Genomic DNA, 14,361 nt, shown 5'->3' with positions numbered 1-14,361 from the left:
GGCGGAATCGTGATCGGCGTCTTCCACCCCGGCGACTCGCTCGTGCACCGGGCGCCCGCGCTCCTGAAGCTCGGGCTGCTCGCCGTGCTCGTGACCGTCGTCGCGGTGCAGAGTTCGCTCGTCGTCCTGGGCGCCGCCGCTGCGGCGACCATCGTGCTGTTCCTCGTCGCGCGCCTTCCGGCGCGCGCCGCCTGGCGGCAGATCGTCCCCATCCTCTGGGTGCTCGCGTTCGCCGTGCCCGTGCAGTGGCTGTTCTCCGGCTGGGAGTCGGCGGCCACGATGGCGTTCCGGCTCGTGATCGCCGTTGCGCTCGCCGCGCTCTACACGCTCACGACGCCAGTCTCCGCGACCCTCGATGCCATGCAGCTGCTCTTGCGCCCGCTGCACCGATGGGTCGACGCCGACCGAGTCGGCCTCGCCCTCGCGCTCGCGATCCGCTGCGTGCCCCTGCTCGCCGACATCGTTCGCGAGGTGCTCGAGGCGAGGAAGGCCCGAGGGGCGGAGGGTTCGGTCATGGCGCTCGCGGTGCCCGTCATCGTGCGCGCGCTGCGCACGGCCGACCATCTCGGCGAGGCGCTCATCGCCCGCGGCTTCGACGACTGAGACGCACGCCTCGGCGCGCTCGCGTCGCGCCCGCCGCCGCGTCGTCCACCATCGGGGGTACATTGAGGGTCACTCGTCGGAAACCCTCGCGGAGGTGCGTGATGGATTGGTCCTTCTGGCTCGCGATCGGGGTGCTGATCGCCGTCTGGGCGGTCGGCCAGTGGATGTACACGCGTCGCCGCAAGGCCGGCCGCTCCAGCCGACCCGCGCCCGGCGGCACGGACGTCGCGAACTCGGTCGACGTCGAGCGCGAGAAGTCGATGCGGCAGATGCGCGGCGGCATGATGCCCTGACGTCCTCGCGAGAGGTGCGCGCCGCACGACCGCACACGGAAGAAGCCCGGAACCACGCGATTCGCGTGCGTTCCGGGCTTCTCTTGGTGCACCCCCAGGGACTTGAACCCTGAACCCACTGATTAAGAGTCAGTTGCTCTGCCGATTGAGCTAGAGGTGCATCGATTCGGGGCTGTTTTTCAACAACCGAACCGAGCGTCAACGTTATCAGGTCGTTCGCCGCTGCGCCAATCGAGCACGGCACGGCGTGTTCACCCGCGCCCGATAGCCTGAATCGCGTGACCGACCACGCCGAAACCACCGCCCTCGACCTCGCCGACGACCTCGAACTCGCCCTCGAGCTCGCCGACCTCGCCGACGCCGTCGCGATCGCGAAGTTCCGCGCCGTCGACCTCGCCGTGTCGACGAAGCCCGACCGCACGTTCGTGACCGAGGCCGACCTCGCCGTCGAACGGGCGATTCGCGATCGGCTCGCCGAGGCGCGCCCCGCCGACGGCATCCTCGGCGAGGAGTTCGGCACGTCGGGCGACACGACGCGTCAGTGGATCATCGACCCGATCGACGGTACGTCGAACTTCATGCGCGGCGTCCCGGTGTGGGGCGCGCTCATCTCGCTCGCGATCGACGGCGTGCCCGTCGTCGGCGTCGCCTCCTCCCCCGCGCTGGGCCGGCGCTGGTGGGCGGCGCGCGGCGCCGGCGCGTTCACGACGGATGCCTCGGGCGCGACCCCGCGCCGCATCGCCGTGTCGCAGGTGGCCGACCTCGCCGATGCCTCGCTGAGCTTCCAGAGCATCGCCCAGTGGCGCGAGGCCGGCTACCTCGACCGCCTGCTCGCCCTCGCCGAACGGGTCTGGCGCGATCGCGCCTACGGCGACCTGTGGTCGTACATGCTGCTCGCCGAGGGGCTCATCGACGTGACCGGCGAGTTCGACGTGAAGCCCTACGACCTCGCCGCGCTCGTGCCGATCGTCGAGGAGGCGGGCGGGCGATTCACCTCGATCACCGGCGAGCCCGGCCCGTGGCACGGCTCGGCGCTCGCGACGAACGGCCGGTTGCACGAGACGGTGCTCGAGGCGCTCGGCGAGCGGGCGTGACCGGCATGGAGTTCGTCGTCTTCACCGAACCGCAGCAGGGCGCGAGCTACGACGAGCAGCTCGCCCAGGCGCAGGCCGCCGAGCGCCTCGGCTTCGACGGCTGGTTCCGTTCCGACCACTTCCTGCGCATGGGCGACGGCGACCCGCTGCCCGGCCCGACCGACGCGTGGGTGACCCTCGCGGGCCTCGCCCGTGAGACCGAGCGCATCAGGCTCGGCACCCTCGTCTCGTCGGCGACGTTCCGCCACCCGTCGCTGCTCGCGATCCAGGTGGCCCAGGTCGACGCGATGTCGGGCGGCCGTGCCGAGTTCGGCCTCGGCACCGGATGGTTCGCCGAGGAGCACACCGCCTACGGCATCCCGTTCCCGCCGAAGCGCTTCGACCTGCTCGAGGAGCAGCTCGACATCGTCACGGGCCTCTGGGCGACGCCGGTGGGCGAGGCCTTCGACTTCGCCGGCGAGCACTATACGCTCGCCGGCGCACCGGCGCTCCCGAAGCCCGTGCAGTCCCGCGTGCCGGTCGTCATCGGCGGCGCCGGGCTGAAGCGCACCCCCGAGCTCGCGGCGCGGTTCGCGACCGAGTTCAACCTCGGCTTCCGCTCGGAGGACGAGATCGCCGCCGCCTTCGAGCGCGTGCGCCGAGCCTGCGAGGCGATCGGCCGCGACCCCGCGACGATGCGCACGTCCGTCGCACTGCCGACGGTCGTCGCGGAGCACGACGCCGACTACCTGCGCCGCCTCGCCGCGATCGACGAGGACCCCGACGACTTCGCCGAGGTCAACATCGCCGGAACGCCGGCGGCCGCGGTCGAGAAGCTCGAGCGGCTGCGCGAGCTCGGCGCCGACCGCGTCTACCTGCAGCTCGTCGACCTGCGCGACCTCGACCATCTCGAGCTCATCGCGGCCGATGTGCTCCCCGCGCTTCGCTGACCCCGCGACGGATGCCTCGCGGCCGGCGCCGGCCACGAGGCATCCGCTCGCTCATCGACGGGCCGGCCGTGACGGCCTGCGGCTCCACGCCACGCCGATGAGGCAGAGCGCGCCGCCCACCATGCCGAGGACGGTCGGCAGCTCGCCGAGCAGCAGCCAGCCGAGCAGCACGACGATCGCGGGGACGGCGAGCGTCGCCGAGGCGGTGACGCCGGCCGGACTGCGCTTGAGCACGTACGCCCAGAGCAGGAACGCGACCGCCGACGGGAACACCCCGAGGTACACCATCGCCCAGACCGCGGGCGCGGGCGCGGCGCCGACCTCGACGACGGTCTGCGGCAGGAAGGGCAGCAGGGCGGCGGCGCCGATCGCGCAGCCCACCCACGTCGCGCTCAGCGCGTCGGTGTCGCGCAGGGCGACCTTCTGCACGAGCACGCCGAGCGCGTAGAGCAGCGCGGCCAGGAGGCCGAGGACGACGCCCAGCGGATCGGCGTGATTGCCGACGCCGCCGGTCGCGATGAGCACGACGCCCGCGAAGGCGACGAGCATGCCGACCACGAGCGAGCGCGGGAAGCCCTCCTTGAGGAACACGCCGGCCGCGACCGCGACGATGAGGGGTGCGACGTTCACGAGCATCGCGGCGGTGCCGGCGTCGAGATGCCGCTCGGCGAGGTTCAACACGAGGGTGTAGCCGGCGAACCAGAGCACGCCGTACAGGGCCACGAGTGCGAGCGAGCGTCCGCGCGGCAACGGCGGCCGGCGAACGAGGGCGACGGCGACCAGTGCCGCGGTGCCGACGAGTTGCCGGCCCAGCGCGAGGGGGCCCGGCGAGAGCGCGTCGCCGACGAAGCGGATGGCGATGAACGCCGAGGCCCAGAGCACCAGGACGACGAGCATCGCCGTCAGCACCTTCCACCCCGGCGAGGGTGTCGACGCGGTCACGGCTGGCGGCTGGAGGCTCGGGGCGGCGGTTCGCATTCCCCCAGCCTGACGATCGGATCATCTCAGCACAAGCGAACGATCCTTGGGTTCGATTAAGCAGAACTGTACGATTGTGATCATGGTCGATCCGCACCGGCTCCAGGTCTTCCGCACCGTCGTGCTCACGGGCTCGATCAACCGCGCGGCGGCCCGACTCGGCTACACCGCGTCGGCCGTGAGCCAGCACGTCAGCGCCCTGCAGCGGGAGACCGGCCTGACCCTCGTCGAGCGCCGCGGTCGCGGCATCGTGCCGACCTCGGCCGGTGTCGCGGTCGCCGATCGCGCCGGTCGCGTGCTCGATCACCTCGCGGACTTCGATGGCGCGGTCGACGACCTACGGGCGGGTCGCAGCGGCACGATGCGCATCAGCTGCTTCATGTCGGCGAATCGCGCATGGATGCCGCCCGTCGTGGCCGAGCTCGCCCGCACCTACCCCGACCTCCGGCTCGAGCTCTCGATGGTCGAACGAGCCGGACAGCTCTCAGGCGAGCCCGACCTCGAGCTCTACATCGCCGAGTCGATCCGCGGCGACCGCGACCCGGCGGTGGCCGACGGCTCGCCCGACGGCTACGACCTGGAAGAGCTGCGCACCGAGGGCTACGTCGTCGTGGTGCCCTCGGGACACCGGCTCGCCGCGCGAGAGTCGATCGGACTCGTCGAACTCGAGCGCGAGCCGTGGATCGACAACGACGACGCGCACGGGCCGTGCCGCGAGATCGTGCTCTCGGCGTGTGCGGCACTCGGGTTCGCACCGCAGTACCGCCTGCACGCGCCCGATTACACGAGTGCCTTCGACTACGTCGAGCAGGGCGTCGGCATCACCGTGCTGCCCCGCCTCGGCGCGATCGGACTGCCCGACGGCGTCGAACTGCGGCCCATCGCCGACACGGCCGCACGGCGCCGCATCATGATGCGGGTGAAACGGTCGATGCGCACCCACCCGGCGGTGCTGCGCGCCGCCGAGCTGCTGAGGGCGACGGCCCGGCGCGACTGACCGCGGCGCCGGCCCCCTCGGATGCCTCGTGGCCGGCCACGAGGCATCCGGATCGTTCGACGCGTGCGATCAGGGTCGCAGCTCGGGCAGCGGCCCGCCGCCCCGGGCGTCGGCCCAGAGGTCGATGCCGGCGTCGCCGGCGAACCGGTCGATCTCGGTGAGCTCGTCGGCGGTGAAGTCGCGGCGGTCGACCGCCGCGACGTTCTCTTCGAGCTGCCGCACGCTCGACGCCCCGACGACGAGGCTCGTCACCCGCTCGTCGCGGAGCGCCCAGGCGAGCGCGAGCTGCGCGAGCGACTGCCCGCGGCGCTCCGCGATCGCGGCGAGCCCGCGGATGCGCTCGAGGGTCTCGTCGGAGAGCATCGAACGGTCGAGCGACCCGTCGGCCGCCGCGCGCGAATCGGCCGGGATGCCGCCGAGGTACTTGCCGGTCAGGAGGCCCTGCGCGAGCGCGGTGAAGCCGATGACGCCGAAGCCGTCGTCGGCCGCCGCGTCGAGGAGGCCCTCGGTCTCGATCCAGCGGTTCAGCATGGAGTACGACGGCTGGTGGATCGTGAGCGGCGTGCCGCGCTCGGCGAGCAGGCGCGCCATCTCACGGCTCTGCTCGGCCGAGTACGACGAGATGCCGACGTACAGCGCCTTGCCCTGCCGCACGATGTGGTCGAGGGCGGCCGCCGTCTCTTCGAGCGGCGTGCCGGGGTCGGGGCGGTGGTGGTAGAAGATGTCGACGTGGTCGAGGCCGAGCGCGGTGAGCGAGCGGTCGAGGCTCGCGACCAGGTACTTGCGGCTGCCCCCCACGCCGTGCGGCCCCGGCCACATGTCCCACCCGGCCTTCGTCGAGACGACGATCTCGTCTCGGTAGGGGGCGAGGTCGCTCGCGAGGATACGACCGAAGTTCTCTTCGGCGGCGCCGTACGGCGGGCCGTAGTTGTTCGCGAGGTCGAAGTGCGTGATGCCGAGGTCGAATGCCCGGCGCACGATCGCCCGCTGCGACTCGAGCGGCCGATCGTCGCCGAAGTTCTGCCAGAGCCCGAGCGAGAGCAGCGGCAGCTGCAACCCGGACCGACCGGTGCGGCGGTGTGGCATACGGTCGTATCTGGCGGCATCGGCGATGTACGGCATGCAGTCATGCTAGCCAGACTCACCGACACGGGCCGTGCGCGGCCCGGCCCCCCTCGAGCCGTATTCCGTTGCCGGTATCCGTCGCACCATGGACACGATGGACAATCGGCTCCGACAACTTCACCGCACCGGCCATATGGCGCCGTGCCGCGCGACTGGCAGGATCTTCAACCATCGCGACGCGACTCCCCCACCGCGCGCAGCCCCGACGAAGGATCCGACGATGGACGAGCACCAGCCCGAGAACTGGTACTGCCCCGAGCCCGACTGCGACTACTGCGGGGGCGCATTCACCGACTGAGCCAGCACGTCGTCCCCGACGACACCCGACCCGTTACGTCCCCGACGCAGAACGCCCGGCGACTCCGAGTGGAGTCGCCGGGCGTTCTGCGGTTTCCGCAGCGTGCGATGACGGCCGGTGGTGGAGATGGGGGGAATTGAACCCCCGTCCATCGCTGAGATTCCACGTCTTCTCCGGGCGCAGCCTGTGAAAGCGCTCTGCTCGGCCCCGACTCTTGCCACAGGCACCTGAGTCGACGGGCCCAGCCTGAAAGAGTCCCGCACGTCGCTCAGGCGACGACGCGCAGCAAGTTCCCTAGATGACGTCAGTGACCGGGGCGGGAACGAACCCGGACTGACGGACTATCGAGCTCGCTTAGGCAGCGAGGGCGAAGTCAGACTGCTTCTTATTGGCAGTTATTTGTTCGCAGGGGGCGTTCACGAGATAACCCTGCATCCTCGGCCCGCTTCTCGTGGGCACACAGGCGATGTCGAAACCGATCATCCCCATGTGACGTCGAACGGATTCGACGGACCTTCATCGCACGCTGTGGAGTTTCCAAGAGTCGCGACCCGTTCGCAGGACGAAGGGGTGCGCGGCCTTACAGTCTAGAACAGGCGACACCGCTCCGCCATTCCCAGACCTCGAGCGGATGCCTCGTGGAGGACCAAATGGCCACCGTCATCGCCGTTCGCGGCACCGCAGAAGAACGCGTCGACCCCGAGCTCGCCGCCGTCACGCTCACGATCGGGGTCTCCGAGCCCGAACGCGACACCGCCCTCGCCCGCACTGCCCGGGCGCGCGAGCGCCTCCTCGCCGAGGTTCGCGATCTCGAGGCCGCCGGGGCGCTCGACACCTGGTCGGCGGGTCAGCTTCGAGTGTGGTCGCACCGCCCGTTCAACAACGAGGGCCGGCAGTTGCCGCTCGTGCACCAGACCAGGTCAGAGGTCGAGATCGTGTTCAGCGACCTCGACCGGCTCGGCGAATGGGTGAGCCGGGTCTCCGACGGCGAGGCCGTCGACCTCGACGGCATCGACTGGCGCCTGACCGAGGCGACCCGCCGGCGCGTGCAGGAACTCGCGCAGCGCGCCGCGGTCGCCGACGCCATCGCGAAGGCGCGCGTCTACGCGGCCGCCCTCGGGCTCGGTGCGCCGACGCCGGTGGAGCTCGCCGACACGGGACTCCTCACGGCCCAGCCGCTGCCGCCCGCACCGCGCGGCGGCATGAAGATGGCGATGGCCGCCTACGACGGCGGAGGCGCGGGGTCGGGCACCGAGTTCGCACCCGCCGTGCTCGTCGTCGAAGCCTCCGTCGAGGCGCGATTCCACGCCGAGGTCCGAGCCGGCTGAGGCGCCGCCCGCGGCTCAGTCGCCGTCGATGAGCAGGCGTTCGAGACCGGCGAGGTCGCCGAGCCCGAGCCCTGACGCGAGCAGGTACTCGCGCACCGACCCGTGCGCGCGCTCGACCGTGTCGAGCACGCCCTCGATCGCCTCCCGCGGGCTCCCTCCCATCAGGGTGCGCAGTTCCGGGGTGTCGGGCACGCCGTACTTCGCGATGACCGCGACCATGCCCTCGAGCCATTCGCCCGCGAGGTTCGCCTCGGTCCTGGCGTAGTCGTCGATCACGGCCTCGCGGTCGACGCCGACGGCCAGGAGCGCGAGCGCGACGACGATCCCGGTGCGGTCCTTGCCCGCGGTGCAGTGCACGATGACCGAACGCTCGCCCGCACTCGCGATCTCGCGCAGCGCCGCGACCACGACGCCCGCATGCTGCGTGACGATGCGGTCGTACAGGGCTTCGAGCGAGATGCCCGCCATGCCCTGCGAGGCGCCGGATCCCTCAAACACCGGCAGCCGCAGCACCTCGACGTCGAGCCCGTCGAGGTCGTCGGGCATCGAGCGGGCCTCGTTGTCGTCGCGCAGGTCGATCACGATGCCGACGCCGAGCTCTCGCAACTCGGCCTTGCCGGCGTCGCCGAGCCGGAACAGCCCGTCGGACCGGTAGAGCACCCCGTCGCGCACCCGGCCCGTGCGGGCGGGCAGTCCGCCGACATCGCGGAAATTGTACGTGCCGGGAACGGGGATGCGCATCGACGTCTTCATCGCGACGAGCCTACCTCCGGCGGCCGAGCGGGTCACCCAGGCTCGACCCGGCTCACTCGCCGAGGTGCCGGCGGCTCGCCATCGCGCGATCCGCCTCGCGCTTGTCCTGCCGCTCGCGCAGCGTCTGCCGCTTGTCGTACTCGCGCTTGCCTCGGGCGACCGCGAGCTCGACCTTCGCGCGGCCGTCGCTGAAGTAGATCGAGAGCGGGATGAGCGTGTAGCCCCCCTCCTTGATGCGGTGGCTGATCTTCACGATCTCCTGCTTGTGCAGCAGCAGCTTGCGCTTGCGCCGGGGCGCGTGGTTGTTCCACGTGCCCTCGGTGTACTCGGGGATGTGCACCGCATCGAGCCACATCTCGCCGCCGTCGATGAACGCGTACCCGTCGACGAGCGACGCCCGCCCCTCGCGCAGCGACTTCACCTCGGTGCCCTGCAGCACGAGCCCGGCCTCGTAGGTGTCCTCGATGAGGTACTCGTGCCGCGCCTTGCGGTTGGTCGCGACGACCTTCTGTCCGCGTTCCCTGGGCACGGTGATCTCCTTGCGAATCGAGCTGACACTGACGGATGCCTCCGGCCGATGCCGGGCGAGCCGTTCAGTCTATCCGACTCAGACGCGCAGGTACCGCCTGATCGCGATGCCCGCCGAGACGGCGGCGAGCAGTACCCCGACCACGACGAGCAGCGGCATCACGAGCAGCGCGTCGCCGTTGTCGACGAACGTGAGCGACAGGTTCTTCGCCAGGTAGCCCTGCACGAAGAAGTGCACGATCGCGACGACGGCGCCACCCGCGAGGAGCGACCCGACGAGCCCGGCGAAGACGCCCTCGAGCACGAACGGTGTCTGGATGAACCGGTTCGAGGCGCCGACGAGCCGCATGATGCCGAGCTCGCGCCGCCTCGAGAACGCCGACAGCCTGATCGTCGTCGCAATGAGCAGTGCGGCGGCGACGAGCATGATCGCGGCGATCGCGATCGCCGTGTAGCTCGCCGCGTTGAGCGCGTCGAAGATCGGATCGAGGTAGCGGCGCTGGTCGACGACCTGTTCGACGCCCGCCATGCCGGCGAGGCTCTCGACGATGACGTCCGACTGCGACGGGTCGATGAGGTTGACCCAGAACGCCTCGGGCAGCACGTCGGGGGTCACGTAGTCGGCCGACGGCGTGCCCTCGAACTGCTTCTGGAAGTTCTCGTAGGCCTGCTCGTGGTCCTCGAAGTAGAACTCGTCGATGAAGGGCTTCAGCGTGTCGGACTTCAGCTGCGCCTCAACGGCCGCCTTCTGCTCCTCGTTGGCCTCGCCGTCGGTGCAGCCCGCGGCCGTCGACATCGAGGTGCACAGGTACACCGCGACCTGGGCGCGGTCGTACCAGAAGCCCTTCATCTGGGCGATCTGCAACTGCATGAGCGCGGCGGTGCCGACGAACGTCAGCGAGATGAACGTGACGAGCACCACGGAGACGACCATGGTGATGTTGCGGCGAAGTCCGTTCGCCGCCTCGCGCAGGACGAGCCCGATCCTCACTTCGTCGGCCCCACTTCCTGGTCGCTGTCGCCTTCTCGCGGGCCTCCCGGCGCCCTGAGCCCCAACCGTTCGGCGAGGGTGAGCGGGGCGGATGCCTCGCCCGGGGCCTTCTCCTTCGGCACGAGCTTCTCGGGGTCGACCTCGATGGCACCGGTCGCGGCCTTCGTGATCTCGGCAGCGGCCTCGGTGACCTCGTCGGTCGCCTCGGGCTCGACGTAGAGGGGCTCGGCGTCGCGCATGACCTCGGCCGTGACCTTGGGTGCGGCCGCAGTGGTCGCAGCCATCGTCGCGGCCGGCTGCGCCGTCTCGGACGCCTGCGCCGACTCCGGAGGGACGGCGGCGGCGACGCGTTCGGCGTCGGTCGCGACATCCTCGACGGCCTCGCCACCCTGTTCGGGGACGTACTCGACGTCGCGGACGGTCTGGCCGTCGTAACCGGCGCTGCGCTCGTCGCGCACGATGTCGCCGGCCGACAGCTCGATGACGCGGCGGCGCATCTGGTCGACGATGCCGGCCTCGTGCGTGGCCATGACGACCGTCGTGCCGCCCGCGTTGATCCGCTCGAGGAGGGTCATGATGCCCGCGCTCGTGACGGGGTCGAGGTTGCCGGTCGGCTCGTCGGCGAGCAGGATCTGCGGCTTGTTGACGATCGCGCGTGCGATCGCCACGCGCTGCTGCTCGCCGCCCGAGAGCTCGTGCGGCATGCGCTTCTCCTTGCCGTCGAGGCCGACGAGCTTCAGCGTCTCGGGCACCGCCGACTGGATGAAGCCGCGCGACTTGCCGATGACCCGCAGGGTGAAGGCGACGTTCTCGAACACCGACTTGTTCGGCAGCAGCCGGAAGTCCTGGAACACGACGCCGAGGTCGCGGCGGAAGTACGGCACCTTGCGGGTGGAGATCTTGCCGAGGTCCTGGCCGAGCACGTGGATCTTGCCCTTCGTCGGCTTCTCCTCCTTGAGGATCAGACGGAGGAAGCTCGACTTGCCGGAGCCCGATGCGCCGACGAGGAACACGAACTCGCCCCGCAGGATCTCGACCCCGATGTCGTTCAGGGCGGGCCTCGATTGGCCGGGGTAGGACTTGGTGACGGAGTCGAAGCGGATCATCGTGTTCGAGCCTAGGCAGGCGGCACCCAAAAGTGGGCAGCGACACCGGAAATCGGTGCCGCCGCCCACTCGATCGGGACGACCGGCCCGGTCAGACGCCGAGGAACCCGACCACGAGGTAGCCGGCGAGGCTCAGCACGGCCGCGATCGCCGCGTACGGCAGGATCGCCGTCATCAGGTTGAGCGGCTTGATGCCGGTCGAACGCGACGCGAGGATGATGCCGTCGCCGTAGAGGCACGTCGTCGAACCGAGGGCGGCGCCCGAGAACACCGCGGCCCCGGCGATGATCGGGTTCACGTCCATCGCGAGCGCGAGCGGGATCACGATCGGGGTGATGACGGCGGCGAGGTCCCAGAACGACCCGGTCGCGTAGGCGTAGACGCCGCAGACGAGGAACACCATCGCCGGCAGCAGCGCTCCGATCATGACGGGCTCGGTCGTGGCGATCACGAAGTCGGCGAGCTTCAGGTCGATGTTCATGTGCTGCACCATGAACGCGAGGGCGGTGAGCACGATGACGAAGAGCATGCTGCCGACGCCGTCGAAGGCCGCGTCGAACACGCCCTTGATCTTCAGGCGGCGCTGCACCGTGTACATGACGATCGCGACGACGAGGGCGGCGACCGTGCCCTTCAGCACGTCGACCTCGGTGAGGATCGTGACGGCGATCATGACGGCGATCGGCACGAGGAAGTTCCACGGCCGGGGCTTCGCGATGTCGGGGGCCCGGGTTGCGACCGCGACCGGCGCGGCGGCGACCGCGCGTCCGCCGTCGTCGCCCGACGCGGCGAACTCGCCGACCTCGGCATCCGCCGGCAGCACGCCCTCGGCGAGGCGCTCCTCTTCGGTCGTGCCGGCCGGGAACACGTCGCCCGTGGTGTCGGCGCGCTTCGCGTCCTTCTTCAGCGCCCCGAGCCGCGGGAAGACGCCGAAGGCGACGAGCGCGGCGATCACGAGCGCGATCCAGCCGAAGAAGATGTAGGGGATCGCCTGGAGGTAGGCGCCGAAGCCGGAGCCGTCCACGGTGACGCCCTGCGCTTCGAGGAGACCCGCGAAGAACAGCGCCCAGGTCGAGAACGGCACGACGACCGCGATCGGCGCGGCGGTGAGCTTCATGATGGTGCCGAGCTCGGTGCGCGGCACCCTGTACCGGTCGGTGACGGCCTTCATCGAGGTGCCGACCGTGAGCACGTTGAGGTAGTCGTCGACGAAGAGCACGATGCTGAGCAGGAAGCTCAGCACCGTCGACTTGCGCCGCGAGTTCACGAAGCGCTCGGCCCAGGCGGCGAACTCGCGCACGGCGCCCGAGCGCTCGAAGAGCGTGATCAGGATGCCGAAGAGCACGACGACGAGCATGAGCCACTGCAGGGTCTCGTCGGCCATCGCGGTGCCGAAGTAGCCGATCCAGGAGTCGAAGAAGCCCCAGCCGCCGAGCAGCACGGCACCGACGAGCGTGCCGCAGAGCATGGCGAAGAGGGTGCGCCGGGTGAGCACCGCGACGAGCAGGATGATGACGACGGGGAGGAGCGCGAGCGCGCCGACGTCTTGCATGGTTGCCTCGGATTCGAAGGGGGTCAGGCGGCGGATGCCGCGGTCAGGGGTCGCCCGTCGACGATCGTCGTCAGCACGGGCAGGTCGAGCAGGTCGTCCGCTCCGACGGCGATCGGGCTGTCGGCCCAGACCACGAGGTCGGCACGGTACCCCGGCGCGATGACGCCGAGGTCGTGGTCGCCCTGGGCGAGCGCCGCCCACACGGTGTAGCCCTGTAGGGCCTCGTACGGCGTGAGCACCTGGTCGGGCTCGAACACCGGGGCGTCGGGATTGCCGGGCTCGCGGCGGAGCCGCGCCCAGGCGAGGCCGATGCGCGCGTCGGTCTGCGCCACCGGCCAGTCGGAGCCGAGTGCGACGGGCGCCCCGGCGTCGATCATGTCGCGCACGCGCCAGCCGAGCGCCGCACGCTCTGGGCCGAGCCGCTCGGCCCAGAAGTCGGAGCCGTCGGCCTTGCGCCACTGCATGTGCAGCGGCTGCACCGAGGCGGTGATGCCGGTCTGGGCGAGGCGCGCGAGGTCGCGGTCGGCGAGCAGTTCGAGATGCTCGATGCGGTGCGGGGCGCCCTGGGCCGACTGCACGCCCGCCTTCAGGTACGCGTCGATCGTCGTGCCGATCGCGCGGTCGCCGATCGCGTGGGTCGCGATCTGGAATCCGGCGGCGGAGTAGCGGGCGACGACGCGCTCGAACTCGTCGGGGTCGGCCCAGAACGAGTGGAGGCCCTCGCCGTGCGTGTCGGGCTCGTAGAGCCAACCGGTGCCGGTGTCGATGACGCCGTCGTTGAAGAGCTTCACGAGGCCGCCCCGCCAGCGCCGGCCGCGGCGGTCGCGCTGCGCGAGGTGGTGCTGCGTGCGCTCCTCGTCGTAGCCGGGGTTGTGCGCCATCGCCGAGACGATGCGCACGGGGAGCAGGCTCCGCGCGTCGCGGTCGTCAGGGGCGGCGGATGCCTCGCCGTCGAGTTCGTCGAGCAGGTCGAGGGTGCCCGGGTTGCCGTCCATGATGCAGCCGCCCGTGATGCCCGAGGCGGTGAGGCCGCCGAGGATCTCGCGGACCCGCTCGAGCGTCTCCTCACGGGTGTACTCGGGCGCGGTGCGCAGCACGATGTCGAACGCCGAGTCCTCGCGGAGCGCGCCCGTCGGACGGCCGGACTCGTCGACGACGATCTCGGAGGTGTCGCCGAACGTGCGGGCGCCCGTGATGCCCGAGCGCCGCAGCGCCTCGCTGTTGGCGAGCGCCGTGTGCCCGTCGAAGAAGAGCAGGAACGCCGGCGCCCCGGCGGTCGCGTCGTCGATCGCCGCGGCGGTCATCGGCAGGGTCGAGAACACGTCGTAGTCGATGTTCCAGCCGCGCACCCAGCCGCCCGCGGTGCCGCCTGCCACGCGCGCGGCCTCGGCGCGGAGCAGTTCGAGGAACCGCTCGGGGTCGCGCACTCCCCCGAAGTCGATGCCGACCGCGAGCTCGACGCCCTGGATGGGGTGCATGTGCGCGTCGATGAGGCCCGGCGTCACCGAGGCGCCGCGCAGGTCGTCGACCGTCGTCGCCGGTCCGCGGAGCTCGGCGAGCGTGGCGGCGTCGCCCACCGCGAGGATGCGTCCGCCCCGGATCGCGATCGCCTCGGCGACCGGCTGGCGCGGGTTCATCGTGATGACCCGGGCCCCCACGAGAATGGTGTCGGCGAAGATGCGCTGCATGCTGCTCGTTTCCGCGCCGTCGCCCTCGTTGGCCGGCTGCGCAATTTAACGTGATTAAATTCGGGCACACGTTACTCCGCCCGCGCAGCACGGCCAAA

14 protein-coding genes, 1 tRNA gene and 1 other RNA gene are annotated in these 14,361 nt (G+C 70.9%); 6 read left to right on the top strand and 10 right to left on the bottom strand.

Going from position 1 to position 14,361, the window contains the following annotated elements; genetic code table 11:
- Window positions 1–9 precede the first annotated feature (9 nt).
- Both ACFWGP_RS17195 and ACFWGP_RS17190 read left to right on the top strand, forming a co-directional pair.
- Complete coding sequence (locus ACFWGP_RS17195; protein WP_376931441.1) at window positions 10–603, top strand: energy-coupling factor transporter transmembrane component T family protein; 594 nt, start codon at window positions 10–12, stop codon at window positions 601–603.
- 101 nt (window positions 604–704) lie between these two features.
- A complete protein-coding gene (locus ACFWGP_RS17190; RefSeq protein ID WP_231430634.1) occupies window positions 705–896 on the top strand; it encodes a hypothetical protein in 192 nt (63 codons plus the stop codon).
- Window positions 897–980: 84 nt separating this feature from the next.
- Here the strand turns inward: ACFWGP_RS17190 and ACFWGP_RS17185 are convergent.
- Window positions 981–1,056 (bottom strand) — tRNA-Lys (locus tag ACFWGP_RS17185).
- 118 nt (window positions 1,057–1,174) lie between these two features.
- On the opposite strand from ACFWGP_RS17185, the gene ACFWGP_RS17180 reads away from it, so the two are divergent.
- Both ACFWGP_RS17180 and ACFWGP_RS17175 read left to right on the top strand, forming a co-directional pair.
- On the top strand, window positions 1,175–1,990 hold the full coding sequence (locus ACFWGP_RS17180; protein ID WP_231430632.1) for an inositol monophosphatase family protein: 816 nt from the start codon (window positions 1,175–1,177) through the stop codon (window positions 1,988–1,990).
- Between the two features lie 5 nt (window positions 1,991–1,995).
- A complete protein-coding gene (locus ACFWGP_RS17175) occupies window positions 1,996–2,919 on the top strand; it encodes an LLM class F420-dependent oxidoreductase (RefSeq protein WP_376931466.1) in 924 nt (307 codons plus the stop codon).
- Between the two features lie 51 nt (window positions 2,920–2,970).
- Here ACFWGP_RS17175 and ACFWGP_RS17170 read toward each other — a convergent pair whose 3' ends face one another.
- Window positions 2,971–3,897, bottom strand: coding sequence for a DMT family transporter (locus ACFWGP_RS17170; RefSeq protein WP_231430631.1), 927 nt, complete (start codon window positions 3,895–3,897; stop codon window positions 2,971–2,973).
- An 82-nt stretch (window positions 3,898–3,979) separates the two neighbouring features.
- Here ACFWGP_RS17170 and ACFWGP_RS17165 point away from each other — a divergent pair, with 82 nt between their 5' ends.
- On the top strand, window positions 3,980–4,894 hold the full coding sequence (locus ACFWGP_RS17165; protein WP_376931440.1) for a LysR family transcriptional regulator: 915 nt from the start codon (window positions 3,980–3,982) through the stop codon (window positions 4,892–4,894).
- 69 nt (window positions 4,895–4,963) lie between these two features.
- Here the strand turns inward: ACFWGP_RS17165 and mgrA are convergent, their stop codons facing one another.
- Window positions 4,964–6,016: an L-glyceraldehyde 3-phosphate reductase gene (gene mgrA, locus ACFWGP_RS17160; RefSeq protein ID WP_231430628.1), complete on the bottom strand. Its 1,053-nt coding sequence runs from the start codon at window positions 6,014–6,016 to the stop codon at window positions 4,964–4,966.
- A 419-nt stretch (window positions 6,017–6,435) separates the two neighbouring features.
- Window positions 6,436–6,804: a transfer-messenger RNA gene (gene ssrA / locus ACFWGP_RS17155) on the bottom strand.
- A gap of 163 nt (window positions 6,805–6,967) precedes the next feature.
- Between ssrA and ACFWGP_RS17150 the strand changes: the two genes are divergently transcribed.
- Window positions 6,968–7,645: an SIMPL domain-containing protein gene (locus tag ACFWGP_RS17150; RefSeq protein ID WP_376931439.1), complete on the top strand. Its 678-nt coding sequence runs from the start codon at window positions 6,968–6,970 to the stop codon at window positions 7,643–7,645.
- Between the two features lie 15 nt (window positions 7,646–7,660).
- On the opposite strand, the gene ACFWGP_RS17145 is transcribed toward ACFWGP_RS17150, so the two are convergent.
- The 6 genes from ACFWGP_RS17145 to ACFWGP_RS17120 all read right to left on the bottom strand — a co-directional run bounded on the left by ACFWGP_RS17145 (window position 7,661) and on the right by ACFWGP_RS17120 (window position 14,263).
- Window positions 7,661–8,398, bottom strand: a complete 738-nt coding sequence (locus ACFWGP_RS17145; RefSeq protein WP_231430625.1) for a tyrosine-protein phosphatase — start codon at window positions 8,396–8,398, stop codon at window positions 7,661–7,663.
- A gap of 52 nt (window positions 8,399–8,450) precedes the next feature.
- Window positions 8,451–8,927, bottom strand: coding sequence for an SsrA-binding protein SmpB (gene smpB, locus ACFWGP_RS17140; protein ID WP_231430624.1), 477 nt, complete (start codon window positions 8,925–8,927; stop codon window positions 8,451–8,453).
- A 78-nt stretch (window positions 8,928–9,005) separates the two neighbouring features.
- Window positions 9,006–9,917: a permease-like cell division protein FtsX gene (ftsX, locus tag ACFWGP_RS17135; protein ID WP_231430622.1), complete on the bottom strand. Its 912-nt coding sequence runs from the start codon at window positions 9,915–9,917 to the stop codon at window positions 9,006–9,008.
- Window positions 9,914–11,023 carry a cell division ATP-binding protein FtsE gene (ftsE, locus tag ACFWGP_RS17130; RefSeq protein WP_231430621.1) on the bottom strand — a complete coding sequence of 370 codons (1,110 nt, stop codon included), beginning with the start codon at window positions 11,021–11,023 and terminating at the stop codon, window positions 9,914–9,916. Before ftsE ends, ftsX begins: the two co-directional genes overlap by 4 nt.
- 91 nt (window positions 11,024–11,114) lie before the next feature.
- Window positions 11,115–12,575, bottom strand: a complete 1,461-nt coding sequence (locus ACFWGP_RS17125; protein ID WP_231430620.1) for a Na+/H+ antiporter NhaC family protein — start codon at window positions 12,573–12,575, stop codon at window positions 11,115–11,117.
- Window positions 12,576–12,598: 23 nt separating this feature from the next.
- Window positions 12,599–14,263: an amidohydrolase gene (locus ACFWGP_RS17120; protein WP_376931438.1), complete on the bottom strand. Its 1,665-nt coding sequence runs from the start codon at window positions 14,261–14,263 to the stop codon at window positions 12,599–12,601.
- Between the last annotated feature and the right edge of the window lie 98 nt (window positions 14,264–14,361).

Source organism: Agromyces sp. NPDC127015, assembly GCF_042725165.1.
Taxonomy (GTDB): Bacteria; Actinomycetota; Actinomycetes; order Actinomycetales; family Microbacteriaceae; genus Agromyces; species Agromyces chromiiresistens.
The sequence above is the reverse complement of the archived record's forward strand: the minus strand, read 5'-3'. Positions and strand labels throughout refer to the sequence as shown.